Raw genomic sequence first — 23,939 nt, 5'->3', positions numbered from 1 at the left:
CGGGGCGCTCGCCGGCGCCGGCGCGGGGACGGCCGAGCCGGCGGGCGGCGCGGACGGCGTCGGGGTCACGGGGGCGGCCGGGGCCGTGGGCTCGGCCGGGGTGCCCTGCTGCGGGTCGGTCGCGCCGGTGGGGGCGTCCGGGGCCTCGTCGGGCTCGGGCTTGTCCTGCGACATGATCATCCGTTCGTCCGGGTGCGATGACGGGCGCGGGCCGCGCCGTTCGGCGGCCCCGCACCGGGTCCGACCTGCGGGCGCGCAGCGCGCCGCCCGGTCGGGCACACGGTTCGAGCATGCCACCGATCGCTGTGCGTCGCCTGGATGCGGGCCGGTTCGCGGCCGGCCCGCCCGCGAAGTCTCTCGACGTCAAGTAATCTGGCCCGCATGGCGAAGATCAAGGTGGTTGGACCGGTCGTCGAGCTCGACGGTGACGAGATGACGCGGATCATCTGGCAGTTCATCAAGGACCGCCTGATCCATCCGTACCTCGACATCGACCTGCGCTACTACGACCTGTCGATCGAGAACCGCGACGCGACGGACGACCAGGTCACGGTCGACGCGGCGCACGCGATCAAGGAGCACGGCGTCGGCGTCAAGTGCGCGACGATCACCCCGGACGAGGCCCGGGTCGAGGAGTTCGGCCTCAAGAAGATGTGGCGCTCCCCGAACGGCACGATCCGCAACATCCTCGGTGGCGTGGTCTTCCGCGAGCCGATCATCATCAGCAACATCCCGCGCCTGGTGCCGGGCTGGAACAAGCCGATCATCATCGGCCGCCACGCCCACGGCGACCAGTACAAGGCGACCGACTTCGTGGTCAAGGGCGCGGGCACGCTGACCCTGACCTTCACGCCGGAGGACGGCTCCGAGCCGATCCGCCAGGAGGTCGTGACGTACCCGGACCGCGGCGGCGTCGCCATGGCCATGTACAACTTCGACGAGTCGATCCGCGACTTCGCGCGCGCCTCGTTCGCGTACGGCCTGCAGCGGAAGTACCCCGTGTACCTGTCCACCAAGAACACGATCCTCAAGGCCTACGACGGCCGGTTCAAGGACCTGTTCCAGGAGGTCTTCGACGCCGAGTACGCCGCAGCGTTCGCCGAGGCCGGCCTCACCTACGAGCACCGCCTCATCGACGACATGGTCGCCTCGGCCATGAAGTGGGAGGGCGGCTACGTCTGGGCCTGCAAGAACTACGACGGCGACGTCCAGTCGGACACCGTCGCGCAGGGCTTCGGCTCGCTCGGCCTGATGACCTCCGTCCTCATGACCCCGGACGGCCAGACCGTCGAGGCCGAGGCCGCGCACGGCACCGTCACCCGGCACTACCGCCAGCACCAGGCGGGCAAGCCGACGTCGACCAACCCGATCGCGTCGATCTTCGCGTGGACCGGCGGCCTCAAGCACCGCGGCAAGCTGGACGGCACCCCCGAGGTGACCCAGTTCGCCGAGACGCTCGAGGACGTCGTCGTGAAGACGGTCGAGAGCGGCAAGATGACCAAGGACCTCGCGCTCCTGGTCGGCCCGGAGCAGGAGTGGCTGACCACCGAGGGCTTCCTCGCGGCCCTCGACGAGAACCTGGCCGCGCGCCTGGGCTGACGCCCGCGCCGCACGACCTCGACGGCCGCCGCCCGCACCCCGCGGGCGGCGGCCGTCGCCGTAATCAGGACGCCGGTGCCGTCACCTCTCGAACGCATCTGCGTGGGTGGTGCGCGGCGTGCGGATCGGGGTCGTGGCGCCTGTATCCTCGGCTACGTGGGCACTGAGAGAGTGACCCCGGGATCGCAATCTTCACTCCGTGAAGCCAACCGGGCCCGGATCGTGAGTGCCGTCCAGCAGCGTGGCTCACTCACGCAGGTCGAGCTGGCCGGTGTCACGGGGCTGTCACCCGCCACGGTGTCGAACATCGTCAAGGAGCTCACCGGCGCCGGCGTGCTCGCCACGGCACCCACCTCCCGCAGCGGTCGCCGGGCCCAGCAGGTCACCCTCGCGCGCAACCTCGGACTGGTCGGCGGCATCCACTTCGGCTCCCGGTCGCTGCGGGTCACGATCGCCGACGTCGCCCAGCGCGTCGTCGCCGACCAGCGCATGCCGCTGCCGCCGGACCACCGCGCCGACGCCGGCCTGGAGCGCGCGTCGCTGCTGCTCACCGAGCTCGTCGACTCGGTCGGCGCCACCATGTCCGAGGTGCTCGCCGTCGGGGTGGGGGTGCCGGCCCCCGTCGACCCGGTCACCGGCCGGATCGTGTCGGTGGGCGTGCTCCGCGGCTGGGACGGGGTGTCCGTCCCCGAGGTGCTCGAGCGCCGGCTCGGCGTGCCCGTCCAGGTGGACAACGACTCCAACCTCGGCGCGCTGGCCGAGCTGCGGCACGGCGCCGCCCGGGGCAAACGGCACGTCGCCTACCTCAAGGTCTCGCACGGCGTCGGAAGCGGCCTGATCGTCGACGGGCGCGTCTTCCACGGTCGAACGGGCGCGGCCGGCGAGTTCGGGCACATCACCATCGACGACAACGGCCCGATCTGCCGGTGCGGCAACCGCGGCTGCCTCGATGCGCTCATCGGCGCGCCCGCCCTGCTGCGGATGCTGGAGTCCAGCCACGGGCACCTCACGCTGTCGGACGTCATCGCGCGCGCCCAGGACGGCGACCCCGGCTGCCGGCGGGTGATCTCGGACGCCGGGCGGCTGCTCGCGGTCGCCGCCGCGAACACCTGCAACCTGTTCGACCCGGAGCTCGTCGTCGTCGGCGGGCGGCTCGCCGACGCAGGCCCGATCCTGCTGGACACCTTCCGGAGCGTGCTCGCGCAGCGGACCCTGCCGAGCACCGCCGGGCCGGTCGAGGTGGTCGTGTCCGAGCTCGGGACCGCGGCCGAGGTGCGGGGGGCGCTGGCGCTCGCGCTCGACCACGCCGGTATTGCCCAGTCCATGGCGGTGGCAGGATGAGCCGGTGCAGCACGGCACGCGGCAAGGACGCAGCGGAGGAGGACCGATGACCAGGGCACCGGGCACCCCCGTCCTGTCGGTGCGGGGCGTGTCCCGCAACTACGGCGCCGTGCGCGCGCTCGTCGACGTGGACCTCGACATCCACGCCCACGAGGTCGTGGCGATCGTCGGCGACATCGGCGCCGGCAAGTCGACGCTCGCGCGGGTGATGTCGGGCGCCCTCGCCCCCGACTCCGGCCACATCGAGGTCGGCGGCGTCCCCGTGACCATGCCGTCCACGCGCGCCGCGCGGGAGCTCGGCATCGCGGCCGTCTTCCAGGACCTCGCGCTGGCCGAGAACCTCGACGTCGTGCAGAACCTGTTCCTCGGCCAGGAGCTCCGCCGCGCCGGCATCCTCGACGAGCGGCGGATGGAGCGCCGCGCCTGGGAGGTGCTCAGCCAGCTCGCCGCGCGCGTGCCGTCCGTCCGGGCGCCGGTGCGTGCGCTGTCCGGCGGCCAGCGGCAGGCGGTCGCCGTCGCCCGGACCCTCGTGGGGAACCCGCGGGTCGTCGTGCTGGACGAGCCCCTGGCGTCGCTCGGCATCTCGCAGACCGCCGAGGTGCTCAACATGGTCGAGCGGCTCCGCGAGAGCGGCCTCGGCGTCGTGATGATCAGCCACTCGATGGTCGACGTGCAGGCCGTCGCCGACCGGATCGTCGTGCTGCGGCTCGGGAGGATCAACGGCGACTTCGACGCCGAGCACGCGTCGTACGAGGACCTCATCGCGGCGATCACGGGGATCACGCCGACGGGGCGGGCGGCGCGGCCGACGACCCGGCCGGCGACGCTCTGAGTCGTCGGCCGGCGTCAGACGCCGTACTGGGGGAGTGCCGAGACGAGGCGGGCGGCGGACGCCGTGACGTCCCGCGCGACCCGGGCGGTGACGTAGTCGCCGTACTGGGCCTGGGACTTCTGCGCTGTCAGCCGCACCAGCCGTCGTGCGAGCGGGGCGCCGTCCGCGACCTGCGCGAGCAGCGCCGCGGCCGCCCGGTGGTCGGGGCCGCTGCTGCGGTGCCCCAGCACGATGCCGCAGATCGCATCGGCCGCGGCGATCGCGGCGCTGATGGCGTTCGCCGCGGACACGCTCGCCTCCCGGGACGGCCCGTCGGCGCACGCCGCGAGCCGCTCCTCCGCGACGCGCAGGTGCTCGCGCGCGATCTCGGCGCGCTCGCGGGCGGACGCCGGGGTCATCCGCGTCGTCCGTGGCGGCATGTGGTCACGCTCCGTGGGCTCGCAGCAGCTCCCTCAGGTCCGGGCCGCTGATCGTGGTGGCATCGTCCAGCCACGAACGAACCATCGGGTCAGCGGCCCGGACAAGGGCCGTCAGGCGATCTGTGGACAGCTCGTACACGGAGCAGGCGTTGCCGGTCCACCGCTCGACACCCACGGTGATGTCGAGGAGCAGGTGCTCCGCCTGGTCGGCGGCGACATCGTCGGGGGTGAGCACCACCAGGTCGACGTCGCTCCGCCGGTCGCTCGTCCCGCGTGCGACCGAGCCGTAGAGCGCGACGGTGGTCCGAGCCGCGCGATCCGGGCCCAGGTGCTCGACGAGGAGAGCGACGAGCCGTTCCCGCAGCGCGTCGAGGGTGTGCGCCGCGAAGCGGACCGCGGCCTCGATGGCGGGCCAGGCGAGGTGCTCCCGGTTCGCACGGTAGAGCACGGCGTGCGACGACCGGGCGGCCAGCACCGTGCCCTGCTCGACGAGTCGCCCCAGCGCCGCTCGTACCCCGGGGTTCGACGACCCAGGGACGAGGTCGGCCACGCGGGACCCGGTCAGCGGCGCCTGGGCCCTGCTGAGGACGACGAGCACCCGCCCCTCGAGGCTGGGGACGACGGCGGAGATCGGGTCGCTCAGGTTCACGGGTGACCTCGCGGTCTACTACTTTTTCATCAGGTCTGATGAAAAAGTATCAGACCCCGGTCAGCGGAAGACGATCGTCCGGTGCCCGTCGAGCAGCACCCGGTGCTCCGCGTGCCAGCGCACCGCGCGGGCCAGCGCCCGGCGCTCGACGTCCTGGCCCAGCGCGACCAGGTCCGCGACCCCGCGGGTGTGGTCGACGCGCTCGACGTCCTGCTCGATGATCGGGCCCTCGTCGAGGTCGCCGGTCACGTAGTGCGCGGTCGCGCCGATGAGCTTCACGCCGCGGTCGTGGGCCTGCGCGTAGGGGCGCGCGCCCTTGAACGACGGCAGGAACGAGTGGTGGATGTTGATGACCCGCCCGGCCAGCGCGCGGCACAGGTCGTCGGACAGGATCTGCATGTACCGGGCCAGCACGACGAGCTCGACGTCCAGCTCCTCGACGAGCTCGAGGAGCCGGGCCTCGGCCGCCGCCTTGGTGTCCTTCGTGACGGGCACGTGGTGGAACGGGATGGCGTAGAACGCCGCCAGGTCGGCGAGCGCGGTGTGGTTCGACACCAGGCCGACGATGTCGATCGGCAGGCCCTCGGACCGCTGCCGGAACGCGAGGTCGTTCACGCAGTGCGCGGCGGTCGAGCCGAGCAGCAGGGTGCGGACCTTGCGGCCGGCGACGTCCAGGGACCAGTCCATCGAGAACCGCGGGGCGAGCGCGGCCAGGGCCTGCTCCAGCTCCTCGCGGGTCCGCTCGGCGGCGACCTCGACGCGCATGAAGAACAGCCCCGACAGCGGGTCGCCGAACTGCTGCGACTCGGTGATGTTCCCGCCGTGCTCGGCGAGCAGCCCCGCGACGGCGGCGACGATGCCGGGCTGGTCGGGGCAGGACAGCGACAGCACCCAGGAGGTGGCCGCAGGGGTCGAGGTCGTCACGCAGGGGAGGGTACCCGCGCGCGACGCGCGGCAGCCCGGGGCGTCCGCGGGCCGGAGGTGTCCACCGGGTGGAATCCGGGCGACATCGGGACCTCCGGGCTGTCGACCTCGCGCACGTCCTGAGACGATGGGGGCATGAGCGACACCGAGGTGACCATCCGGCCCATCGCCGACGCCGATGCCGGCGAGCTCCTGACGCTGCGCCGCGCGGCGTTCGTCACCGAGGCCCAGCAGTACGACGACCCGCATATCCCGCCGCTGACCCAGACCCTGTCGGAGCTGCGCGCGGACCTCGCGGCCGAGGGCGTCGTCACGCTGGGCGCCTGGGCCGGTCACCGCCTGGTCGGCTCGATCCGCGTCGTGCTCGAGGGCAAGAAGGCCACGCTCGGCCGGTTCGCGGTCGCGCCCGACCAGCAGGGCCACGGCATCGGGACGCAGCTGCTGCTCGCGATCCTGCCGCACCTGCCGGAGGACGTGGAGGAGATCTGGGTGTTCACCGGGCGCGACTCGGTGCAGAACCTCGCGCTGTACGAGAAGCACGGCTACACGCACGAGCACGACCAGACGGTCGGGGACCTCACGTACGCGTACCTGCGGCGGATCCTCGGCGAGGCCGACGCGGAGGCGCCCGCCTCGGCGTGATCCTCGTCCCGCGACCGGTCCGCGGACGGCCCGCCCCGCCCCGGCGGGGACGTTGCTAGGCTGAACCGGTCGCGACTGGCGCACAGGTGGGTCACCACCGGGGAGCGACGCAGCAGCACGACGTCGGGTCGGACGCCTGGGCCCCGCGGTCACCCCACACCATCGATCGGTGTGCGGTCGACAGACCGCGCCCGCCGACTGCCGAGGAGACGCATGAGCGCCGAGAACACGCCCCTGCTCGACCAGAACCTGTCCCAGGTGGACCCGGAGATCGCGGCGGTCCTGGACGGGGAGCTCGCCCGCCAGCAGGGCACGCTCGAGATGATCGCGAGCGAGAACTTCGTCCCGCGCGCCGTCCTGCAGGCGCAGGGCTCCGTGCTCACCAACAAGTACGCCGAGGGCTACCCGGGCCGCCGGTACTACGGCGGCTGCGAGCAGGTCGACATCGCCGAGACCCTCGCGATCACCCGCGCCAAGGAGCTGTTCGGCGCCGAGCACGCCAACGTCCAGCCGCACTCCGGCGCGACCGCGAACGCGGCCGTGCTGCACGCCCTCGCCAACGCCGGCGACCGCATCCTGGGCCTCGAGCTCGCGCACGGCGGCCACCTGACGCACGGCATGAAGATCAACTTCTCCGGCAAGCTCTACGACGTCGGCGCGTACGGCGTGAACCCGGACACCTTCCTCATCGAGCCCGAGGCGATCCGCGAGGCCGCGCTCAAGCACCGCCCGGCCGTGATCATCGGCGGCTGGTCCGCCTACCCGCGGCACCTCGACTTCGCCGCGATGCGCGAGATCGCCGACGAGGTCGGCGCGAAGCTCTGGGTCGACATGGCGCACTTCGCCGGTCTGGTCGCCGCGGGCCTGCACCCGTCGCCCGTGCCGTATGCGGACGTCGTGTCGTCCACCGTGCACAAGACGATCGGCGGCCCCCGCTCGGGCTTCATCCTGAGCCGCGAGGAGTACGCCAGGAAGATCGACTCCGCCGTGTTCCCGGGCCAGCAGGGCGGCCCGCTCATGCACGTCATCGCCGCCAAGGCCGTGTCGTTCAAGATCGCGGGCGGCGAGGACTTCAAGGACCGCCAGCAGCGCACCATCGACGGCGCGCGGATCATCGCCGACCGCCTCGTCTCGCCCGAGGTCGCGGCCGCGGGCGTGTCCGTGCTGACCGGCGGCACCGACGTGCACCTGGTGCTGGTCGACCTGCGGAACTCGCAGCTCGACGGCCAGCAGGCCGAGGACCTCCTGCACGACGTCGGCATCACGGTGAACCGCAACGCGGTGCCGTTCGACCCGCGCCCCCCGCGCGTCACCTCCGGCCTGCGGATCGGCACCCCGGCGCTCGCGACCCGCGGGTTCGGCGACGCCGAGTTCACCGAGGTCGCGGACATCATCGCGACCGCGCTGACCGCCGGTGCGTCCGCCGACGTCGAGGGCCTGCGGGCGCGGGTGGCCAAGCTGGCCGACGCGTTCCCGCTGTACCCCGGCCTGCAGCAGTACTGACCGGGGCCGCGACATGACGGCGAAGACGCTCGACGGCAAGGCCACGGCCGCCGCGATCAAGAGCGAGCTCAAGGAGCGGGTGGCTGTGCTCGCCGGGCGCGGCATCACGCCCGGGCTCGGCACGCTGCTGGTGGGGGAGGACCCGGGCTCGGTGTCCTACGTCGCCGGCAAGCACCGGGACTGCGCGGAGGTGGGCATCGCCTCGATCCGCGAGGACCTGCCCGCCGACGCCTCCCAGGAGGACATCGAAGCCGCGGTCCAGCGGCTGAACGAGGACCCGGCCTGCACCGGGTTCATCGTGCAGCTGCCGCTGCCGCGCGGCATCGACACCAACCGGGTGCTCGAGCTCGTGGACCCCGACAAGGACGCGGACGGCCTGCACCCGACCAACCTCGGGCGCCTGGTGCTGCGGGTCAACGAGGAGATCGACTCCCCGCTGCCCTGCACGCCGCGCGGCATCATCGAGCTGCTCACCCGGCACGGGGTCTCCCTCGCGGGGGCCGACGTGACCGTCATCGGGCGCGGCACGACGGTCGGGCGGTCCATCGGGCTCCTGCTGACCCGGCGGGCCGTGAACGCCACGGTGACGCTCACCCACACCGGCACCGCCGACCTCGGCGAGCACACCCGCAACGCCGACGTGATCGTGGCCGCCGCCGGCGTGCCCGGGATCCTCACGGCCGACCTGGTGAAGCCGGGCGCCGTGGTGGTCGACGTGGGCGTGTCGCGGGTGTCGGACCCGGAGACGGGCAAGAGCCGCATCGCGGGCGACGTGGACGCCGGCGTGGCCGAGGTGGCCGCGTGGGTGAGCCCGAACCCCGGCGGGGTGGGGCCGATGACGCGCGCAATGCTGCTGGCGAACGTCGTGGAGTCCGCCGAGCGCCAGGCCTGACGGCACGCATCGCCGACGCCCGGGTGGGCGGCCGGTCCCACGGGGCCGGCCGCGCACCCGGGCGTCGCGCTTCCGGCGGGGCGTCACCCGGCGTTCGGCGTGCGGGGTGCAGTGCGAGGTCGTCACCGCCAGCCGAGGTCGGCGGTTGCGGCCACGGCGACCGGTGCGGAACCGCCGACCTCGGGCGGAACCGCCGACCTCGCGGGGGTCTCAGGTGCGGCGGGCGCGCGAGGCCGCCGCGCGGCGCAGCGCGGTGTCCGCGCGACCGGCGCGGTGGCGCGATCGGTGCGAGCGGCGCGGTGGCGCGATCGGCGCGATGGCGCGGTCGGTGCGATCGGCGGTCGCGCGTACGCAGGTCACCGGCTGACGAGGGAGCCGGACAGGGGTGTACCGCGGGGTGCCGCGTCAGTCCGGTGGGGCCGTCGTGGTCGCCAGGATCGCGCCCGCCGTGGTCGCGTCGACCACGTCGGCCAGCGGGGCGTAGAGGCGGATCGCGTCCAGGGCGCGGGCGTGGCTGGCGTCGTCGGCGCCCGCGCACGCCTCCGCCACCACGCGCACGGCCACGCCGGCGTCGGCCGCCGGGAGCGCCGTCGACAGCACGCAGCAGTCGGTCGAGACGCCGGCGAGCAGCATGGTGTCGCCCGGGCGGACGTGCGCCGCGAGGTCCGGGCCCCACTTGCCGAAGGTCGTCGCGGTGACGACGGACGACGCCGCGGCGAGGGCCGCCAGCTCCGGGACGATCGCGTACGCCGGGGCGTCCTCGGGCTGCAGGGCGAACGGCCAGTCGGCGTAGTAGGCCACCCACGCGCCCTCGGGTCGCTCCGGGGCGACGAACCGCGTGAAGACGGTGCGGTCGGCGCCGGCCTGCTCCGCGAGGGCGCGGACGACGGGCAGCGTCTCGGCGAACCGCGGCGCGGCCCACGGGCTGCCCGGGTCGGCGAACACGGGCTGCATGTCGATCACGACCAGCACGGCCCGCCCGGGCGTCGCGCCGGCCGCGCCGTGCCCAGCTGCCGCCGCCGGGTCGTGCTCGCCGGCCGTCACCGGGCCGCCCGCGTCCTCGCGCCCCTGCCCTGCCCGCGCCGCGCCGCCGGCCTGCTCGTGCCCCGGCCCGGCCCCCGCCGCGCTGCCGGCGTCCTCGTACCCCGGCCCGGCCGTCACCGGACCACCCCCGCGTCGGCGCCCGCACCTGCACCCACCACGCCGCCGGCCGGAGGCAGCGCCTCCTGCCGTCGCACCGCCCCGCGCCGCAGCAGCAGCGTCCCGAGGAACCCGACGGCCAGCGCCACCAGCACCCCGAGGTTCGCGTAGGCCCAGGCGCCCTCGGTCCCGCCGAGCCCGATCGGCCCGAGCAGGTACCCCTGCCAAGAGAGCCACCCGGCGGACGCGTTGGTGACCAGGCCCCAGCCGAGGACGGTGCCGAGCGCGAGCAGCGTCAGGGGCACCCCGGCGGCCCGCCCGTAGCGACCCCGCGGGTCGAACAGGTCGAGGTCGTCGTAGTCGCGTCGGCGGAGCAGGACGTCGGCGATCATGATGCCCGCCCACGCCGCGATCGGGACGCCGAGGGTGATGAGGAAGCCCTGGAACACGCCGAAGAAGGTGTCGGAGCCGAACACGATGTAGATCGTCCCGAGCACCATGATCACGCCGTCGATCCCGGCGGCGACGGGCCGCGTGATCGGCAGGCCGGTCGAGACGAGCGCGAGGCCCGACGAGTAGATGTCGAGCACGGCTCCGCCGATGAGGCCCAGCACCGCGACGACCGCGAACGGCACGAGGTACCAGGTCGGCAGGATGGTGGTGAGCGCGCCGATCGGGTCGTCGCTGATGGCCGCGCGCAGCTCCGGGTCGGAGCCCGCCAGCAGCAGGCCGAACAGCAGCAGCACGACCGGCGCGAGCGAGGCGCCGAACGTGGTCCACCCGACGACGCCGCGGCCGGAGGTGTGCCGCGGGAGGTAGCGGGAGTAGTCGGCGGCCATGTTGACCCAGCCGAGCCCGAACCCGGTCATCATGAACACGAGCGCGCCGATGAACGCCTGGGCGGTGCCGGACGGCAGCGCGGTGACGGCGGCGGTGTCGACGTGGTCGAGGACGAGCAGCACGTAGCCGACGGTCAGCACGGCGGTGACCACGGTGATGACGGTCTGCATCCGCATGATCAGGTCGAAGCCGAACACGCCGCCCGCGATGATGAGCGCCGCGACCACCACGAGGGCCACGACCTGCACGCCGGTGCCGCCGCCCCAGCCGAGCGCCTCCACGACGGTGGCCGTGGCGAGGGTGGCCAGCGCGGCGAGGATCGTCTCCCAGCCGACGGTGAGCAGCCAGGACAGCACCGCGGCGACCCGGTTGCCCTGCACGCCGAGCGCAGCCCGGGACAGCACCATCGTCGGGGCGGACCCGCGCTTGCCGGCCAGCGCGACGATCCCGCACAGCAGGAACGAGAACACGATGCCGACGACGCTCGCGACGACGGCCTGGGTGAACGACACGCCGAAGTCGAGGACCCACGCGCCGTAGGACAGACCGAGCACGGACACGTTGGCGGCGAACCACGGCCAGAACAGCTGGCGGGGGGTGCCCTTGCGGTCGCGGTCGGCGATCACGTCGACGCCGGCGGACTCGACGGCCAGCGCGCGGCCGGGCGGGACGGCGCCGCCGGGCTCGGCGTCGGGAGTGGCTCCGGGGCCGGTGGCGGGTGCGGCGCCCGCCGGGGGAGGGAGGGTCATGCGCCCCATCCCACCACCGCGGACGCTCGCGGTCACCCCCTCCGGCGCGAGCCTGGGGACGACGGCGTGGCCCCCGGCTCGCGTCCGCGCGGACGACGCCGCGGCGCGGGCTACCGGTCGCGGTCGGGTGGCTGCCACGATGAGGGGCAGACCGGGAGGTGATCCGTGGACGCGGTGCTGACGGCGGTGCTCGGAGGCCGCGCGCGGGTGACCGCCGTGCTCGCGGGGGACGGCGGCGCGGAGGTGCGCGCGGTCACCGGCGCCGCCGGTGAGCCGCTGGTGGTGAAGACCGCGCCCGCGGGCGCGGCGCCCGACCTGCTCCGGGCGGCTCACGCCCAGGAGGCGGCGCGCCGTGCGGGGGTGCCGGTGCCGCGGACGGTGGCGGCGCGGGTGGTGGACGGCACCCAGGTGCACGTGACCGAGCACGTCCCCGGGTCGCGGTGGTCCGACGTGCATCCCTCCGTGGCGGATGCGACGCGGAGGGCGGTCCAGGACGCGCTCGTCGACGTGCTGGCGCGGTTGCGCGGGGTGGCCCCGACGCGGGTCAGCGCGCCGCGCGTCGCCTGAACAGCCAGGCCGCCGTGAGTCGTGCGACCACGAGCAGCCCCGCGCACCACGCCAGCGCCACGAGCGGCTGCCCGCCCGGCGCGCCGACCAGCCACGCGCGCACGGTGTCGGTCACCGGCGTGACGGGCTGGTAGGTCGCGATCCACTCCAGGACCCGCGGCATGGACTCGGGCGGGACGAACGCGCTCGACACGTAGGGCAGGAACATGATCGCGAAGGTGAACCCGTTGGCGGCCTCCGGCCCCGAGGACACCATGCCGATGCAGACGGCCGTCCAGGTGAGGGCGAGCACGTACAGCAGCACGAGGCCGGCGGTCGCGAGCCACTCCGCGAGTCCGGCGGTCGGCCGGAACCCGGTGACGTAGGCGACGCCGACGACGAGGGCGGTCGACACGGCGTTGCGGACGACGGACTCGACGACGTGGCCGGTCAGCGCCGCGACCGGGCGCACCGGGAGGGTGCGGAACCGGTTCATCAGGCCGCCGGTCATGTCGGACGCCACGGAGACGGCGGTCGTCGCGGCGCCGTAGCCCGCGCAGAGCAGGACGATGCCCGGCACGACGTAGTCGACGTAGGCGGCCTGGCCGGTCTGGATGGCGCCGCCGAACACGTAGACGAACAGCAGCATGAGGATCACCGGCAGGGCGATGCCCATGATCAGGGTGTCGGGCGTCCGCAGGGACCGGCGCAGGCTCCGCCCGATCATCGCGGCGGTGTCCTGGAGCGCCCACCCGCCGGCGGGCGGGCGGGTGGCGGTGCGGGTGGGCGCGAGGGCGGTGGCGGTCACGACGCCTCCCGGGTGAGCAGGTCCGCGGCCTCGGGCTCGGGCGCGTCGGCGGCCGGGACGGCGTCCGCCGGGCGGCCGGTGAGGGTGAGGAACACGTCGTCGAGCGTGGGCACGGCGACCCGCCAGGACTCGACGGGCAGCCGGCGGACCTCGACGTCGGCGAGGATGCGGCGCACGTCCGGCACGGAGGCGTCGGTCGCGACCCGTTCGGTCCGCCCGCCGGCCAGCTGCAGCTCGACGTGCGCGGCGCCGACCTGGCGCTTGAGCTCCGCACCGGTGCCCTGCGCGATGACCCGGCCGTGGTCGAGCACGGCCACGCGGTCGGCGAGGGCGTCGGCCTCGTCGAGGTACTGCGTGGTCAGCAGCACGGTGGCCCCCTGCGCGACGACGTCGCGGATGACGGCCCACAGGTCGGACCGGCTGCGCGGGTCGAGCCCGGTGGTCGGCTCGTCGAGGAACAGCACGGCCGGGCGGGTGAGCAGCCCGACGGCGAGGTCGAGCCGCCGGCGCATCCCGCCGGAGTAGGTGCGGACGAGCCGGTCGGCGGCCCCGACGAGGTCGAACAGCTCGAGGAGCTCGTCGCCGCGGGCCCGCCCGACGGCCCGCGGGAGGTGGGCGAGCCGGGCCATGAGGCGGAGGTTCTCCCGGCCGGTCAGCAGCTCGTCGACCGCGGCGAACTGGCCGGTCAGGCTGATCGCCTCGCGCACCCGGTCGGGCTCGCGCACGACGTCGTGCCCGGCGACGGTCGCGGTGCCGCCGTCGGGGCGCAGCAGCGTGCTGAGGATCTCGACGGTGGTGGTCTTGCCCGCGCCGTTCGGCCCGAGCAGCGCGAGCACCTGGCCCTGCGGGACCACGAGGTCGACGCCGGTCAGCACGGTGGTCGACCCGAACGCCTTGCGCAGCGCCCGGGTCTCGATCATCGGGGTGTCCATCGTCGGCTCCTTTCTGTCTACGTCGTACACGGATGGTGCGGTGTGTATGTTGTACACAGTTGATCCACCCACGGTCAAGGAGTCCGATGCAGCCCGACGACGACCGGCCGGCCGACCCGGACGCGACTGCCTCCGCCCTCGACCCCGCCGACCCCGCCGACCCGGACGCCCGCAAGCACGCCGAGGCCCTGCGGCGCGACCGGGAGAAGGCCGAGCGCGCCGCGCAGAAGGAGGCCGCCCGGGCCGAGAAGGACCGGGAGCGGGCCCGCAAGGACGCCGAGAAGGCGCAGCGCGACCGCGACCGCGCCGCCCGCGCGGCCGAGGAGGAGGCCGAGCGGCTGCGCGCCGAGCAGGAGCGCGCCGTCCGCGAGGTCGAGCGCGAGGCCGACCGGGCCGAGCGCGAGGCGCAGCGGGCCGCGCTCGACGCGCAGCTCGCCGCCCAGCGCGCCGCCCGGCAGGTCGAGCGGGCGCGGCTGCGCGCGCTCGCGGCACGGGAGCCGGGGGACGAGGAGGCGGGCCCGGACCTGCCCCCCGGACTCGCCGTGCTCTGGCGCCCGGCCCCGGTCGGGCGCCGCGGCCCGCGCCCGGGGCTGACCGTCGCCGGGATCGCCGAGGCGGCGATCGCGCTGGCGGACGCGGACGGGCTGGGCGCGGTGTCGATGGCGCGGGTCGCGGAACGGCTCGGCGTGACGACGATGGCGCTCTACCGGTACGTGTCGAGCAAGGACGACCTGCTGGCCGTGATGCTCGACGCGGCGCTCGCCGAGGCGGTGACGCCCGCGGGCGAGCCGGCCGCAGACGACGCGGCGGGCCTCGCGTCCCGCGACGGCGTCCCGGCCTGGCGGGCCGCGCTGGAGCGCTGGTGCGCCGACCAGCTCGACCTGGCGCGGCGGCACCCCTGGGCGGTCCAGACCCCCGCGGCCGCGGCGCTCCCGGGCCCGGCGAGGGTGGCGTTCCTCGAGCGCGGGCTGCGGGCGCTCGACGGCACGCCGCTGAGCTGGGCGGAGCGGACGGCGGTGGTCGGCCGGCTGTCGCTGCACCTGCTCGCCGAGGGTCAGGTCGTGGCCGCGGAGGCGCAGGCGGAACGGGCCTACGCGGCCGCGGCGCAGGAGGCCGACGGCGGCACCCCGGGGCCGGCCGCGCACCCGGCGCTGGTCGACTACGCCTCCCTGCTGCGCGCGGTGACCGACCCGCAGGAGCACCCCGTGCTGGCGCAGGCGCTCGACGCGGGGGCGTTCGACGCCGACTCCGTCGCCGAGGACGACGACGGCCGGCCGGACTGGGGGCTGCGGCTGGTGCTCGACGGCGTGGCGGCGGTGGTGGCCCGCGCCGAGGCGCGCGAGGCGGCGCGGGCGGCCGGGGCGGGGTGACCCCGGCGGCCGCCGGGGCGGTCCGCGCGTGTCGGTGGCATGAGGTTGGATGGTCCGCGTGCTGACGGTAGCGAGCGTGAACGTGAACGGGATCCGGGCCGCCTTCAAGCGGGGCATGGCCGACTGGGTCGAGGCCCGCCGACCGGACGTCCTGCTGCTGCAGGAGGTGCGCGCCTCGGACGAGATCCTGGGCGACCACCTGTCCGCGGCGGACTGGCACCTGGCGCACGAGGCCAGCGAGACCAAGGGGCGCGCGGGGGTCGCGATCGCCTCGCGGCTGCCGATGCGCGCGGTGCGGATCGGCATCGGGACGGGCGTGCCCGCCGACAGCGGCCGCTGGGTGGAGGCGGACCTCGAGCTGCCCGCGGCCGACGGGGCGGAGCCGCGGGTGCTCACCGTCGTCTCGGCGTACGTGCACTCGGGCCAGGCCGGCACCCCGAAGATGGACGAGAAGTACGCGTTCCTCGACGTCGTGACCAAGCGGCTCGCCGAGCTCGCGGGCGAGGGCGCGGACGTGGTCGTCGCGGGCGACCTCAACATCGCGCACCGCGAGGTCGACATCAAGAACTGGCGCGGCAACCGCAAGGCGGCCGGCTTCCTCCCCGAGGAGCGGGCGTACCTGGACACCTGGTTCGACGAGCAGGGCTGGCGCGACCTGGGCCGCGAGCACGGCGGCGAGGGCCCGGGCCCGTACACGTGGTGGTCCTGGCGCGGGCAGGCGTTCGACAACGACTCCGGCTGGCGGATCGACTACCAGCTGGCGACGCCGTCGCTCGCGGACCGCGCCCGGGCGGTGGAGATCGACCGGGCTGCGACCTACGACGCGCGGTTCAGCGACCACGCCCCGGTGGTCGTCACCTACGACGTCTGACCGACACGGCGGGACGGGCGACGTCGGGCGCCGCCCGCCTGCGTCGCCGTGCCGCGAGCGTCGGTCGCGCGCGGCGTCACCCGGCGTGCGCCGAGGTCACCCGGCGTGCGCCGCCTCCCACGCCTCCGACGGCGAGCCCGGCCGCCCGCCGTGCATCGACACGACCGTCCCGGTCGCGTCGGCGGTCAGGAAGGCGTCGTAGTACTCGTCGCCGAGCCAGAGGTGGAACTCGACCGGGGTGGTGACCGCCGGGTCGGTCGCCCGCCGCACGAGCACGGACGGCCCGTCAGGCGCGGTGATCCCGGTCAGCTCCGGCACCTGCGCCACGAGGGGCTCGACCAGCGACCAGTCGACCGCGGTCACGTCGAACAGCTCGTCGGGCAGCGTGGCCGGATCGGGCTGGATCGTGGCGGCGCCGTCCCGGGCCGCCTCCCCGTCCCGCCAGGTGTACCGGTCGGTGGTCGGCGCGCCAGGGGCGGTGAGACCCTCGGCCACGATGTAGTCGCCGTAGATCCCGACCTCGGTGAACTGGGTGCCGCCCGCCACCGCGGCCAGGTCGTCGACCGCCCCGCGCGTGTTCGCCGCCGCGAACAGGTCGACCGGTGCATCGGTCTCGGTGTCGGTGACCGGGCCGCTCGCCGCGCCGGCCTCGGCCTGCACCTCCTCCAGCGGCGTGCCCTGCACCAGCGCGAGCGCCTCGTCGCGGACCGGCCAGACCCGCGCGCCGAACCCGACCAGGGCGAGGACCAGGAGCAGCACCGCCGGGATCCGGATCAGCCCCCGGCGGTCGCGGCCCCGCGCGGGTCCGGCCTCCCAGACCGGCGCCTCGGGCAGGTCGCGGACGTGCGTGTCGCGGTCGGCGATCTCCTGCCAGCCCGCGGGGGCCGGGTCGAGCAGCGCGACGTCGGGTCGCTCCGCGTCGAGCTGCGCCACCACGACGACCGCGCCGCGCTGGAGCCCGGGCAGCCGCCCCAGGTTGACGACGCTCCGGGTGGTGGTGGTGTACGCGGGGCGGGTGCGGGACGCGACGACGAGCCGGATCTCGCACAGCGGCTGGTCGTTGATCGTGGTGCCGGTGGCCCGGGTCTCGAGCACCTTGGCCAGGCTGACGCGGTTCTCGCGGAGCGCGGCCTCGACGTCCTGCGGGCGGGCGGACCGCGCGCCGGCGAACGTGCGCCCGATCGACACCAGGACCATCAGCGGCACCATCACGCCGAGGGAGACGCCGAACGCCCACTCCCACCCGGCGTCCAGGTCGGCGACCCGGAGGACGACCGAGGCGACGAAGAACCCGATGACGGCGGAGAGCAGCAGGCGGAGCACGGACCCCACTCTGCCCAAGTTGCCCGAAGCATCTCAAACCGGGCGTGTCGCTGACGTGCGGGAACGCGTCACTCCGGGGTGGGTGCGCCCGGCAGCTCGCGCATCCGCAGCAGCGGCGAGAGCAGCACCGGCAGGGCAGCGACGACGGCGCCGGCGGCTCCCACCCACAGCGTGGTGGTCGCGCCGAAGGTGTGCCCGAGCCAGCCGCCGAGCAGTCCGCCGATCGGCGTCGTGCCCCACACGATGAACCGCACCGAGGCGTTCATCCGGCCGAGCAGGGGCGGCGGGCACACCCGCTGCCGGAAGCTCACCTGCGCGACGTTGTAGACGACGACCGCGAAGAAGAACAGCGCCCCGCCCGCGATGAGCGTGGCCTGCGGCGGGAACGGCAGCACCGCCGCGAGCGGGGTCAGCGCGGCGCCCGGCGCGAACGCCAGCGCGGACAGCGGGATCACCCGGCCCTCGCCGAACCACCGCACCAGCCGGTCGGAGGCGACCGCCCCGAGCAGGCCGCCGACCGCCGAGGCGGACAGCACGGTGCCGTACGCCGCCTCGTCGAGACCGAGCGTGCGGAGCGCGAAGATCACCGTGACCGCGCCCGCGGCGGCGGTGAACAGGTTGCCGATCGCGGTGCAGGCCACGATCCGGCGGAGCAGGGGCTGCTGGACGACGAAGTGCCACCCCTCCGCGATCTCCTCCTTGAGCGGCCGGCGGTGCTCGCGGGGCGGCAGCTCCTCGACCTTGCGGATCCGGGACAGGGCCAGCGCGGACACCAGGTAGGTCGCGACGTTCACCGCGAGCAGCACGGGGGCGAGCACCACCCGCAGCAGCGCACCGCCGATCGCCGGCCCCGCGACCTGCGCCACCGACTGGGTGGCCTGGAGCTTCGCGTTGCCCTCGCCGATGTGCGCGAGCCCGACCAGCCCGGGCACGTACGACTGGTGCGCGACGTCGAAGAACACCGTCGCGACGCTCATGACCAGCGCCCCGGCGTACAGCACCGCCATCGAGGCGTGCCCGGTCAGCGCGAGCACCACGACCACCGAGAGCGCGGCGGCCCGGACCAGGTCGGCCGTGATGAGCACCCGGCGCTTGCGCATCCGGTCCACCCAGGCGCCGGTCGGCAGCCCGATGACGAGGAACGCCGCGGTCTCGGCGGCGGTCAGCAGGCCCATCTGCCACTCGGTGGCGTGCAGGTCCCGCACCGCGAGCACCGGGAGCGCGATGCTCGTCAGCTGGAAGCCGAGCTGGCCGAACGCGTCGCCGGCCCACAACCGCCGGAAGTCCGGGTGCCGCGCGAGCGAGCGCCGCCTGCCGGGCGGGTCCGGCTCGACGGGCGCGGTGCTGCCGAGCGGCGGGCCGGCGGGTGCGGGGGTCGACATGGCACCAGGGTGGCGCGACTGATTGGGAGAAGTCAATCAGTGATTAGGATCGGAGCATGGCACCGGCCCCCGACCCCGCGTCCGAGCCCGAGGTCGGCCCCCGGGCGAGTCCCGAGGCGAGCCCCGAGGGCACTGCCGAGCTCGACGCCGACGCCCGCGCGCTCGCGTCCACGCTGCGGCTCCGCATCCTGCGGATGTGCCTGGACGAGCCGCTGACCAACCGCGAGCTCGCCGACCGCCTCGGCAAGAACCCCGCGACCGTGCTGCACCACGTCCGCACGCTGGTCGACCGCGGGTTCCTCGCGGCCGACCCGGTGCGCCGCGGCGCGCGGGGCTCCCGCGAGGTGCCCTACCGGGCGACCCGGAAGTCGTGGGACGCCCCGGACTTCCCCGGCATGTGGCAGCTCATGCTCTCGACGTTCCTCGAGGAGGTCGCCGAGGCGGACCCCGAGTCGGTGCGGATGACCCGGCTCGGGGTCCGGCTCAGCGCGGCGGAGCACGACGAGCTCATGGCCCGGGTGGACGCGTTCTTCGGCGAGCTGGCCGCGCGCCGCCCGACGCCGGAGGGCCGTCCGTACTCGATCCTGTTCGCCCTGCACGAGGACGCCGGCCGGCTCCCCCGCGGGTAGCCGCTCAGTACCGGATCGCGTCGATCACCTTGACCCGCACCGCCCAGACGGCGGGCAGCAGGCCGGCCAGCGCGCCGACGCCCGCGGCGCAGGCGAGCCCGGTGAGTGCCGCCGACAGCGGGAACGGCGGGCGGTCCTGGAGGACGGTCCCGAACATGCGGTCGACCGGCAGCAGGTCGAGCGCGACGACGGCCAGGGCCACCCCGACCGCGCCCGCGACCAGCGTCGCGACCACCGACTCGAGCAGCACCCCGAAGAACACCCGGCCCGACGTGGCGCCGAACGACCGCCGGATGCCGATCTCCCGGATCCGCTGCCGGACGGTGACCAGCGCGATGTTGAGCAGCCCGAGGCCGCCGAGCAGCAGGGCGAACCCGCTCACCGCGACCACCACCCAGCGCGAGGCGGCGTCCAGCACGGCGGGATCGCCCTCCGGGGTGTAGGCGTCGACCTGGTACCCGGGCAGCGCCGCGGTCAGGTCGGCGGTCACCCGCTCGCGCAGGGCGTCCACGTCGGCGGGCGGCACCCACAGCTCGAGGGTCGGCGGCTGGGAGCCCTGGCCCCAGGGGTCGACCGCCAGGCCCCAGCGGTCGGCCTGGTCGAACAGCACCGTGTACGTCGGCGGCTCGTCGGTGTACTGGTTCGGCACCACCCCGATGACCTCGGCCGTGACGGGCTGCTGGCCCTGCAGGACGACGGTCGGGTGCCCGGACAGGTCGTCCGCGCCGAGCGCGGCGAGGAACGACTCGTTGACGACGAGCGTCGGCGAGAGCCGGTCCGCGTCGCCCGGCACGAAGTACCGGCCCTCCGCGGGCGTGATGCGGTGGATGATCCCGTACGCGGGGTCGACCATCTGGCCGTTCAGCACCTGCGCGCCGCCCGGCAGCTCGGCGGCGACCTGGCCCCAGGTGGTGCGCGACGCGTAGGTCACCGCGTAGCGGTCGACGACGTCGAGCATCGCGGCGGACGCGGCCGAGCCGTCGGCCGTGCCGGTCATCGACCACGCGGAGACGCTGATCGTGGTCTCCCGGCCGTTCCACCGCTCGGTCTGCTCCCGCATCGCCTGGCCGAGCATGTCGACGGCGGCGGTGACGCCGGTGATCGCGGTGACCGCCGCCGCGACGCCGATCAGCGACAGCAGCACCCGCAGCTTGTGGACCCGCAGCTCGTCCCAGGCCTCGACGAGCGCGCCGGCCAGCCCGGTCACGCGGCGCCGCCGGGGAGCGCGGGGCGGTCGGGGCCGGCGCCGACTGCGGCCGGCGTCCCGTCGGCGGTCGCGCCGAGCGTCGGGACGTCGCCCACCCACTCGGCGAGCGACCCGGGCCGGTCGGGGGCCACCAGGGTCACCGGCACCAGCACGCCGTCCGCCAGCCGGTAGTGCCGGCTGGACCGCGCGGCGACGGCGAGGTCGTGCGTGATCGTCACGAGCGCCGCACCGGACTCCCGGGCGATGTCGTCCAGCAGCGTCATCACCGCGCCACCGGTGTCGACGTCGAGGGCGCCGGTCGGCTCGTCGGCGAGGATCACCCGGGGCCGGCGGACCAGCGCCCGGGCGATCGCGACGCGCTGCTGCTCGCCGCCGGACAGCCTGTCGGGCAGGTCGTCCAGCCGGTCGCCCAGCCCGACGCGCTCGAGCATCTCGGCCGCGAGCCGGTTCCGGGACCAGAACTGCCGGCCCCGCGCGTACAGCAGCGGCGCGGCGACGTTCTCCAGCACGGTCCGGCCGGTCAGCAGGTTGAACTGCTGGAACACGAACCCGAACGACGCCCCGCGCAGCCGCGCCCGCCGGCGGCCGGACAGCCGCCGGGTCGAGGTGCCGTCGAGCAGGTACTCGCCCTCGGTGGGGGAGTCGAGCAGCCCGAGCAGGTTGAGCAGCGTCGACTTGCCGGTGCCGGAGCGCCCGACCACGGCGACGTGCTCGCCGGCGTCCACGCTCAGCGTGACGCCGCGCAGGATGTGCAGCACCCGGTCGTCGGCCAGCCGCACGGACCGGGTGACGTCCGTCAGCTCCAGGAGGCTCATCCGCCGCACACGTTCGGGTCGGCGGTGGCGGGGTCGGTGCAGTCGACGTCGGTCAGGCTCGACACCGGGGCGTACTCCAGGACGGTGTCGCCCTCGGCCAGCCCCTCGGCGATCTGCACCTGCTTGCCGTCGGTGAGGCCCAGGACCACCGCGCGCTGCTCGCTCGCGCCGTCGGCGCCGACGACCCACACGTTGCCGTTCTGCACGGAGCCCTGCACGGCCGTCACCGGCACGACGAGCGCGCCCTCGGCGGTGCCGTTCACGATCTCGATGTCCGCGCCCAGCCCCGGGAACGCGGTGACCTCGGCCGGCACCGCGCAGGAGACGGTCCCGGAGGTGGAGGCGCCGGCGTCGGGGGTCTGCGGGTCCGCGGGCTCGTCCTGCGCCGCCGCGCCGATCCGCAGCCCGGTGCAGGTGAACGGCGCGGGGCCGCCCTTGAGCGTGACGGTGGCCTCGCCCGGCGCGTCGACCAGCCGGTACTGCTGGTCCGGGGTCAGCGTGCCCTGGACGGACAGCGTGCCCGGGGTCACGGTGCCGACGGAGTCGCCCACCGCCACGACCTGGTCCTTCAGCACGGAGAGGCGCAGCGTCCCGGCCGTGCCCGCGACCACCGTCTGCCGGGTGACCTTCGGCTTGTTCTCGGTGACCGTCTGCATCCCGGTCTCCGGGTCGGTCGTCACCGTGGGGTCGACCGGGGTCTCCGAGCGCAGCTCGAGCACCGGGGTGTCGGCGGCGACCGCCTGCCCGTCCTCCGCGAGCAGCCGGTGCACCGTGCCGGCGAGCGTCGCCCGCACCGGCTTCGGGGCGTCCGCGACCACCGACGCGGACACGGTCACGGCGTTGGTGACGGTGCCGGTGGTGACCTGCACCTGCGGCTCGGTGACCTGGGCGGACGGCCGCAGCGGGTCCTCCGCCGCGGACACCCGGTCGGCGCCCGCGAACGCGATCTTCGCGAGCGCGACGGCGATGACCGCCCACAGGACGATGCGGATCGCGGGGAACACGATCCGGCGCGTGACGCCCACGGCGCCTCCTCCGGTCCACGCGCGCGGTCCGGGGTGCCGCACGCTATCTCGCGGCGAACGCTACCGCGCGAAGCGGACTACCGGGGCCGGTTTCGGCCACCGACTTCCCACGAGGACGAACCGGGCGCCCGCGGCCCGCGCCGTCGCGCACCGAGATCGGTGCTCCGGGCCGAGATCGGTGGTCCGGAGCACCGATCTCGGCGAGAAGCACCGATCTCGGCGAACGCCCGGCGTGGGGTCAGGCGGCCGAGGCGCTCGCGGTGGCCACCAGGAACGCCGGCGCGTGCAGGCCCTCGGCCGCGAACGCCGCCGCGACGGCACCCGCCACGGCGTCCACCGCGTCGGCCCGCACCAGCGCGATCGCCGAGCCGCCGAACCCGCCGCCCGTCATCCGGGCGCCGAGCGCGCCGGCCTCCCGCGCGGCCTCGACCGCGACGTCGAGCTCGCGGCAGGACACCTCGTAGTCGTCGCGGAGCGAGGCGTGCGAGGCGTCCATCCCCGACCCGACCTCCTCGACGCGGTCGTCGTCGAGCAGCCCGACGAACTCCTCCACGCGCGCGATCTCGGTCACGACGTGGCGGACCCGGCGCACCAGCACCTCGACCTCGTCGCGGCCCTCGCCGACCGGCCCGGTGCCGTGCGCTAGCGCGGCCAGCGCGTCGCCGAGACCGTCCAGGTCGATCTCGCGCAGGGTCGCGATCCCGAGGCGGGACGCGGCCTCCTCGCACGCGGCGCGGCGGGCGGCGTACTGGCCGTCGACGAGCGCGTGCTCCGCCTTGGTGTCGATGACGAGCAGCGCGAGGTCGTGCGCGGACAGGTCGAACGGCACGTGCCGGGTCGACCCGTCGCGGCAGTCGAGCAGCAGGGCGTGGCCGGCGCGGGCGCGCAGCGACACCGCCTGGTCCATGCCGCCCGTGCTCGCGCCGGCGATCTCGTTCTCCGCGCGGATGCACGCGTCGGCCAGCGCGGCGCGCCCGGCGTCGTCCGGCGCGTCGGCGGTGCCCGCGAGCCCGAGGCCGTACAGGGCGTCGAGGGCGACGGCAGCCGCGCACTCGAGCGCCGCGGACGAGGACAGGCCCGCGCCGTACGGGACGCACGAGTCGACCGCGATCTCGAAGCCGCCGACCTCGTGGCCCGCCTGGCGCAGGGCCCAGGCGACGCCGACGACGTAGGCGGGCCAGCCGCTCACCGCGCCGGGCGCGACCTCGGACAGCGCGACCTCGCGGACGCCCGTGCTCTCCTGCGCCGACACCAGGCGCACGGTGTCGCCGTCGGTGCGGCGCACGGCGACGTAGGTGCGGTGGGGGAGGGCGAACGGCAGGCAGAGGCCGCCGTTGTAGTCCGTGTGCTCGCCGATGAGGTTCACCCGGCCCGGCGCGGACCAGGTGCCGTCGGGCTCGGCGCCGAACCGGTCGGCGAACAGCGCGCGGACGCGCTCGGCCCCCGCGGCGGGCTCCCAGGCCCCGACCCACACCGGGGTGTCCTCGTGCTGCTGCTCCAT

23 protein-coding genes and 1 riboswitch are annotated in these 23,939 nt (G+C 75.1%); of the genes, 10 read left to right on the top strand and 13 right to left on the bottom strand.

Features of this window, described 5'->3' with window-relative positions; genetic code table 11:
• Nucleotides 1-381 precede the first annotated feature (381 nt).
• From KVT14_RS13985 to KVT14_RS13975, 3 genes are all read left to right on the top strand, one after another.
• Nucleotides 382-1,599: an NADP-dependent isocitrate dehydrogenase gene (locus tag KVT14_RS13985; protein ID WP_217616226.1), complete on the top strand. Its 1,218-nt coding sequence runs from the start codon at nucleotides 382-384 to the stop codon at nucleotides 1,597-1,599.
• A 222-nt stretch (nucleotides 1,600-1,821) separates the two neighbouring features.
• The gene (locus KVT14_RS13980; RefSeq protein ID WP_308161079.1) at nucleotides 1,822-2,940 is read left to right on the top strand and encodes an ROK family transcriptional regulator; all 1,119 of its coding nucleotides are present in this window, start codon (nucleotides 1,822-1,824) and stop codon (nucleotides 2,938-2,940) included.
• A gap of 46 nt (nucleotides 2,941-2,986) precedes the next feature.
• A complete protein-coding gene (locus tag KVT14_RS13975) occupies nucleotides 2,987-3,772 on the top strand; it encodes an ATP-binding cassette domain-containing protein (protein WP_217616225.1) in 786 nt (261 codons plus the stop codon).
• A 14-nt stretch (nucleotides 3,773-3,786) separates the two neighbouring features.
• Here the strand turns inward: KVT14_RS13975 and KVT14_RS13970 are convergent, their stop codons facing one another.
• From KVT14_RS13970 to purU, 3 genes are read right to left on the bottom strand one after another with little or no spacing between them, the layout of a single operon-like run.
• Nucleotides 3,787-4,191, bottom strand: a complete 405-nt coding sequence (locus KVT14_RS13970; protein WP_217616224.1) for a hypothetical protein — start codon at nucleotides 4,189-4,191, stop codon at nucleotides 3,787-3,789.
• 4 nt (nucleotides 4,192-4,195) lie between these two features.
• Nucleotides 4,196-4,840, bottom strand: coding sequence for a nucleotidyltransferase domain-containing protein (locus tag KVT14_RS13965; RefSeq protein ID WP_217616223.1), 645 nt, complete (start codon nucleotides 4,838-4,840; stop codon nucleotides 4,196-4,198).
• Nucleotides 4,841-4,900: 60 nt separating this feature from the next.
• Nucleotides 4,901-5,764: a formyltetrahydrofolate deformylase gene (gene purU / locus KVT14_RS13960; protein ID WP_217616222.1), complete on the bottom strand. Its 864-nt coding sequence runs from the start codon at nucleotides 5,762-5,764 to the stop codon at nucleotides 4,901-4,903.
• Between the two features lie 135 nt (nucleotides 5,765-5,899).
• On the opposite strand from purU, the gene KVT14_RS13955 reads away from it, so the two are divergent.
• The 3 genes from KVT14_RS13955 to KVT14_RS13945 all read left to right on the top strand — a co-directional run bounded on the left by KVT14_RS13955 (nucleotide 5,900) and on the right by KVT14_RS13945 (nucleotide 8,801).
• Nucleotides 5,900-6,406, top strand: coding sequence for a GNAT family N-acetyltransferase (locus tag KVT14_RS13955; protein WP_147794258.1), 507 nt, complete (start codon nucleotides 5,900-5,902; stop codon nucleotides 6,404-6,406).
• 61 nt (nucleotides 6,407-6,467) lie between these two features.
• A riboswitch (ZMP/ZTP riboswitch) is annotated at nucleotides 6,468-6,555 on the top strand.
• 64 nt (nucleotides 6,556-6,619) lie between these two features.
• Nucleotides 6,620-7,909 carry a serine hydroxymethyltransferase gene (glyA, locus tag KVT14_RS13950; RefSeq protein WP_217616221.1) on the top strand — a complete coding sequence of 430 codons (1,290 nt, stop codon included), beginning with the start codon at nucleotides 6,620-6,622 and terminating at the stop codon, nucleotides 7,907-7,909.
• Between the two features lie 13 nt (nucleotides 7,910-7,922).
• On the top strand, nucleotides 7,923-8,801 hold the full coding sequence (locus tag KVT14_RS13945; protein WP_217616220.1) for a bifunctional methylenetetrahydrofolate dehydrogenase/methenyltetrahydrofolate cyclohydrolase: 879 nt from the start codon (nucleotides 7,923-7,925) through the stop codon (nucleotides 8,799-8,801).
• Between the two features lie 405 nt (nucleotides 8,802-9,206).
• Here KVT14_RS13945 and KVT14_RS13940 read toward each other — a convergent pair whose 3' ends face one another.
• Nucleotides 9,207-9,962 carry an isochorismatase family protein gene (locus tag KVT14_RS13940; protein ID WP_308161078.1) on the bottom strand — a complete coding sequence of 252 codons (756 nt, stop codon included), beginning with the start codon at nucleotides 9,960-9,962 and terminating at the stop codon, nucleotides 9,207-9,209.
• On the bottom strand, nucleotides 9,959-11,530 hold the full coding sequence (locus KVT14_RS13935) for a cytosine permease (RefSeq protein WP_217616219.1): 1,572 nt from the start codon (nucleotides 11,528-11,530) through the stop codon (nucleotides 9,959-9,961). The genes KVT14_RS13940 and KVT14_RS13935 overlap by 4 nt, the downstream gene beginning before the upstream one ends.
• Nucleotides 11,531-11,695: 165 nt before the next feature.
• Between KVT14_RS13935 and KVT14_RS13930 the strand changes: the two genes are divergently transcribed.
• Entirely contained in the window at nucleotides 11,696-12,097 is a 402-nt protein-coding gene (locus tag KVT14_RS13930) for a phosphotransferase (RefSeq protein WP_217616218.1), read from the top strand.
• Here KVT14_RS13930 and KVT14_RS13925 read toward each other — a convergent pair.
• Both KVT14_RS13925 and KVT14_RS13920 read right to left on the bottom strand, forming a co-directional pair.
• Nucleotides 12,075-12,884 (bottom strand): ABC transporter permease, encoded by an 810-nt coding sequence (locus KVT14_RS13925; protein WP_308161077.1) that lies wholly within the window; start codon nucleotides 12,882-12,884, stop codon nucleotides 12,075-12,077. The genes KVT14_RS13930 and KVT14_RS13925 overlap by 23 nt on opposite strands.
• On the bottom strand, nucleotides 12,881-13,816 hold the full coding sequence (locus KVT14_RS13920) for an ATP-binding cassette domain-containing protein (protein ID WP_217616217.1): 936 nt from the start codon (nucleotides 13,814-13,816) through the stop codon (nucleotides 12,881-12,883). Before KVT14_RS13920 ends, KVT14_RS13925 begins: the two co-directional genes overlap by 4 nt.
• An 86-nt stretch (nucleotides 13,817-13,902) precedes the next feature.
• Here KVT14_RS13920 and KVT14_RS13915 point away from each other — a divergent pair, with 86 nt between their 5' ends.
• Together KVT14_RS13915 and KVT14_RS13910 are read left to right on the top strand one after the other, a co-directional pair.
• The gene (locus tag KVT14_RS13915; protein WP_217616216.1) at nucleotides 13,903-15,186 is read left to right on the top strand and encodes a TetR/AcrR family transcriptional regulator; all 1,284 of its coding nucleotides are present in this window, start codon (nucleotides 13,903-13,905) and stop codon (nucleotides 15,184-15,186) included.
• Between the two features lie 58 nt (nucleotides 15,187-15,244).
• Entirely contained in the window at nucleotides 15,245-16,057 is an 813-nt protein-coding gene (locus tag KVT14_RS13910) for an exodeoxyribonuclease III (protein ID WP_217616215.1), read from the top strand.
• Between the two features lie 96 nt (nucleotides 16,058-16,153).
• Here the strand turns inward: KVT14_RS13910 and KVT14_RS13905 are convergent, their stop codons facing one another.
• Together KVT14_RS13905 and KVT14_RS13900 are read right to left on the bottom strand one after the other, a co-directional pair.
• Nucleotides 16,154-17,380: a hypothetical protein gene (locus KVT14_RS13905; RefSeq protein WP_217616214.1), complete on the bottom strand. Its 1,227-nt coding sequence runs from the start codon at nucleotides 17,378-17,380 to the stop codon at nucleotides 16,154-16,156.
• A gap of 68 nt (nucleotides 17,381-17,448) precedes the next feature.
• The gene (locus tag KVT14_RS13900) at nucleotides 17,449-18,762 is read right to left on the bottom strand and encodes an MFS transporter (protein ID WP_217616213.1); all 1,314 of its coding nucleotides are present in this window, start codon (nucleotides 18,760-18,762) and stop codon (nucleotides 17,449-17,451) included.
• Nucleotides 18,763-18,818: 56 nt separating this feature from the next.
• Between KVT14_RS13900 and KVT14_RS13895 the strand changes: the two genes are divergently transcribed.
• Nucleotides 18,819-19,391, top strand: a complete 573-nt coding sequence (locus KVT14_RS13895) for an ArsR family transcriptional regulator (RefSeq protein ID WP_217616212.1) — start codon at nucleotides 18,819-18,821, stop codon at nucleotides 19,389-19,391.
• A gap of 4 nt (nucleotides 19,392-19,395) precedes the next feature.
• Here KVT14_RS13895 and KVT14_RS13890 read toward each other — a convergent pair whose 3' ends face one another.
• From KVT14_RS13890 to galK, 4 genes are all read right to left on the bottom strand, one after another.
• Complete coding sequence (locus tag KVT14_RS13890; protein ID WP_217616211.1) at nucleotides 19,396-20,598, bottom strand: ABC transporter permease; 1,203 nt, start codon at nucleotides 20,596-20,598, stop codon at nucleotides 19,396-19,398.
• Nucleotides 20,595-21,413 (bottom strand): ABC transporter ATP-binding protein, encoded by an 819-nt coding sequence (locus KVT14_RS13885; protein ID WP_217616210.1) that lies wholly within the window; start codon nucleotides 21,411-21,413, stop codon nucleotides 20,595-20,597. Before KVT14_RS13885 ends, KVT14_RS13890 begins: the two co-directional genes overlap by 4 nt.
• A complete protein-coding gene (locus tag KVT14_RS13880) occupies nucleotides 21,410-22,438 on the bottom strand; it encodes an efflux RND transporter periplasmic adaptor subunit (protein ID WP_217616209.1) in 1,029 nt (342 codons plus the stop codon). Before KVT14_RS13880 ends, KVT14_RS13885 begins: the two co-directional genes overlap by 4 nt.
• A gap of 238 nt (nucleotides 22,439-22,676) precedes the next feature.
• Entirely contained in the window at nucleotides 22,677-23,939 is a 1,263-nt protein-coding gene (gene galK / locus KVT14_RS13875) for a galactokinase (protein ID WP_217616208.1), read from the bottom strand.

The sequence above is a fragment of the Cellulomonas sp. GbtcB1 genome (assembly GCF_019091725.1).
Taxonomy (GTDB): Bacteria; Actinomycetota; Actinomycetes; order Actinomycetales; family Cellulomonadaceae; genus Cellulomonas.
This window is presented reverse-complemented; position numbering and strand designations above follow the sequence as displayed.